This is a genomic window from uncultured Gemella sp. (assembly GCF_963519265.1).
Lineage (GTDB): Bacteria > Bacillota > Bacilli > Staphylococcales > Gemellaceae > Gemella.
Genome location: NZ_CAUQNQ010000101.1, coordinates 1 through 4,256, shown reverse-complemented (window position 1 = coordinate 4,256; position 4,256 = coordinate 1). Strand labels below are relative to the sequence as shown.

Below are 4,256 nucleotides of genomic sequence, written 5' to 3'. Positions count from 1 at the left end.
GTTGTCGTTAACTTTATTTTACACCTAGGAGTCTCTTTTTTCTATGTCTTTTTTTCCAACTTCTCTTGACTTTTCTGTTTACACAAAATATTATACACTATCTTTATTAGATATCTAAAAGTTTTGTTATAAGGAGGGTTTATATATCAAAAAGACCTTCATAAAGCGAATTTAGATATTGATAAACTGTTATGTTCATAAAATTTGAGACTTTTTGCTCAGCGTCATAGTAGATAGTTTTGTATTTTATTATTTATAATTTTATTTATCAGGAACGAATTTATGGTGTAAATATAATAATATTGTGATTTTGAACAGAGACAGTATTTGTTATAAATTCTTGACAAATAAATATTAAAATTCTAAAATAGAGTTTAAGGGATATAATCCATTTAAAAGAAAAATGGACATTGTTATAGATAAGGGAATTGGGTTTGATGAAAAAATATATAATTAATTATATATCTTTTATTTTTCAATAGTTTATTAATTTTATTTTGCAGAAGTTATTTTATTTAATAGGGAAATGAGTATGAAATGATCGTAATGTATTTTCATGAAAATTTCTAATAAGTATAGTTATATTTAGTAAAATTTGTTAGAGTAATCTAGCTTATAATATAGCATATTAGATGGGAGTGGCTCAAAAATCATGATTTCAGAGAAATTGATGTTGTCGGTTCTGTCTTATAAAATTTATTAGATATCTAAAAAGTTTTTATAAAGCGAAGTTAGATATTAATAAGCTATTGTGCTTATAAGTTTTTATATAAATTTTTTTAAATATTTAGGAGTTTTAGTTCAACCTCATATATCAAATATATATTTTTGATTTTTTTCGTATCTTGTAGGCATTGATATAAAAACTAGATTTATTGATTTTATTTTTTATGTTTATCTGTCAATCTAGTATAAAAAAATTATAATAGTAAGGAGTACCCATGGCAAATAAAGACCAAAAAAGAGTATTAAAATATTCTATTAAGAAATTTAGTGTTGGAACATTTTCAGTATTAGTAGGAGCTTTTATATTTTTAGCATCACCAGCTTTAGCAAATGAAGCAAATACTAGTGAAAATATACATAAAGAAAATAACACTATTATAGAAAAGGAAAAAACAAAAGAAACATATAAGAGTGAAGCAATCGTAACAGAAAAACCAAAAGACATAGAAAAAACTGCTTCAACACCAGGTGAAGAAAACAATTTAGTAGAAGAAAAAACCACTCAAGAAAAGCCTGGTTCAGGGACTAAAGAGAAAAATAATTTAGCGGAAGAGAAAGCTATTCAAGAAAAGTCTGTTTCTGGAATCAAAGGGAAAAATAATTCAGTAGAAGAGAAAAGTTCTATAGAAAAAGCTGCGGAAGAGAAACCTAAAACTAGAAGAAAAAGATCAACGGAATTAGAACGAGAATCTGCAAAGAGATTTGCAACTGATGATGATTTTGTGAAAATCTCAAAAGGTTTAATAACGACAGAAGATGGTAGAATTGATAATTTACTTTTTGGAAAAACGCCATTAAAAGCAAATGAAGATAAGGATGGAGATAGTGCAAAAAATGGTAGTGAAATTTATATTTATGAAAAAGCTGGAAAGACTTACTATGGATATTATGGACATCCATTTTTAAAAGATACCGATGGTGATGGAATTACAGATCATGATCAAAGTAATTTAAGTAAATCAGGGGATGACGATAATTTCAAGTGGTATGTAACGGATCGAGATATGGCTATGTTTATGAAATTAGTATATCGTGATGATGAGTATATTAAAAAAGTTTTAAATAAAGATTATAAGTGGACTAAGACTGATAATGCTGTAGCAGATGATCCAAAAGCCAGAAACGTGTATGAACTTATACATAATGAGTTTTCTCCATATTGGGAAATCGATAAGACTTATCATAATGCAAGTGGACTTGATGCAGTATTATTTAAAAGTAAAAGTGCGTTGCCGATTTTACCAGGCGGCTTAGTTCATGTTCTTGCGATAAGAGGAACTAAGGGTGGTGCGGATGTTACTAATGACGGGGTTATTGCAGTAGGACAAGATCCAAAGCAAGGTCAAGAAATAGAAGAAATAATAAAAGAGATAGGTATAAGAGAAGACATTAAGAATTTTTATATTACGGGACATTCTTTAGGAGGATATTTGACTCAACGTGCTGTAGTCAAGCTAAATAGGTTAGCTAATGAGGAAAATGGGTATTGGATTGATTCTGCGGCTAAAAAATATATAAACTTTTACAATAATGTTTTTAAAAAAGCTACAACGTTTAATGCTCCAAAAATCAATGCTTCGAGAACAAATGGTGATTTATATAAGAAAAGTATTTTAAGTAAGGAATTAGCAAAACAAGGAAAAATTAAACATTATGGAATGAGGGGAGATAGTTTAGTAGGATTATTATATAATGATAAAGATGTTATGACCTACATAGAGGGAGGAGAACATAGTTCTAATGCTTATTTCACAGCAATGTTGAATGATGATGATAATTTTAATATAGGTGAAAGAACTAGAGTAAACGGTAAAGGGAAAGAAAATCTAATACTGAAAAACTTAAAAATAGCAGAGCCAACGGATGAAGAAGTAAGAAAAATAGTAAATGAGAATATAAAAATTTCATTGAAAGATCAAAATCCAGTAGAAATATTAGCGTTAAATAAAATATCAAGAGAAGAAGTATTAAAAAAATTAAATTTAGACAATTTACCTAATACAGCAACATTGAATATAAATATTCCTGATGAAATTCAACCGACAGCGGTAAATCATGTTTTACCAGTAACAATTAGTTATCTAGGAAAAACGGTAAATCCTAATATAAATGTAGTAGTAAAAGTATTACCAAATTTTGAGGAGTTAAAAGCTATTAAACAAAAAGCATCTGGTGAGAAAGAGAAGAAAGTAGACACAGAGCATAAAACTGTGGAAACAAAAAATCGTTATAATGCAAAAAAAGTAGAATTAGACACTAAACTGCAAAAAGTTGAAGAATTGTTAAAAAATAGTAGTGCCAAACAATCAGATATAAAAGCTTTAACTAAAGAATTGGAAATATTGTTAGAAGAATATAAAACGTCTGTTAGTGGCTTAAAATTAGATAAAACTTTATTGACAGATGAGATAGCAAAAACTACGAATAAATTGGAAATGTTTAAAAATACAGATACTTCATTAAAACCAGTAGAAGTAGTAACTGAGTTTAATGGTCAAAAAGATGAATTGTTGAATAACTATAATAATCTTTTAAAAGAAGTTAAGGGGAATTTAGACGGAATAGAAACTTACGATAAATTAGTGGAAGAAAAAAATAAATTTGCTAATTTGGAAAAAGAAATAAGTGAAGCTTCATCTATTTTAAATAAAACCCAAAAAGATTATTATGAACCAATTAAGAAATCTTATGAACTTTATGAAGGAGATAAGCCTAACGCGGAATTATTTATTGAGAAAAATACTCTACCTATAAAAAAAATTATATGGGAAACTGAAGCAAGTACTTCAAGTTCTGGAAATAAAGAGGGAAGAGTAAAAGTAGTATATAATGATGACAGTTTTGATTTAGTAGATGTAAACGTGAATGTTAAAGCTTTGTATGGAGAAATAATTACAACAACTAAAGAAGAAAAGCTTCCATTAAAAGTAACTTACACTGGTGATGAAACAAAAGATTATGGTTATATCAGTGAATTTACTGGAAAAGATGGTAAAGTTGTTACAACTATAAAATCAAGATTAAATAAAAAGACGAATACTGTAGAAGAAATAAGTAGAACTTCAGCAAGAACAGATGCTGTAAATACAGTTATAACAAAAGGAATTAAGACAAAAATAAAAGAAACTACAATTCCAAGGGAAGTTGTTTATGAAGAAGATGCTTTGTTAGATAAAGGTAAAGAGTTTGTAAAAACAGAAGGAGAAGATGGTAAAAATATTACGACAACGACGTATATTTTAAATAATACGACGGGAGAAGTTATAGAAAAAATAACTGTAGAGAACAAGGAAAAAATAGATAAAATTATAGTAAGAGGGACAAAAGAAGAGAAGCCATCAGTTCCAGAGAAACAAGAGAAACCAGTACAACCAGAGGCATCAGGGAAACAAGGTGACTCAACTCAGCCGTCAACGCCTGTAAAACCAGAAGCCTCAGGAAAAGAGGGGCAACCAGTACAACCAGGAACGCCGGCACAACCAGAGGCATCAGGGAAACAAGGTGACTCAACTCAGCCGTCAACGCCTGTA

1 protein-coding gene is annotated in these 4,256 nt (G+C 28.8%); it reads left to right on the top strand.

Going from position 1 to position 4,256, the window contains the following annotated elements; genetic code table 11:
* Positions 1 to 941: 941 nt before the first annotated feature.
* Positions 942 to 4,256 (top strand): Rib/alpha-like domain-containing protein (locus RWN11_RS07345; RefSeq protein ID WP_314161085.1); only part of this gene is annotated, 3,315 nt, incomplete at its 3' end.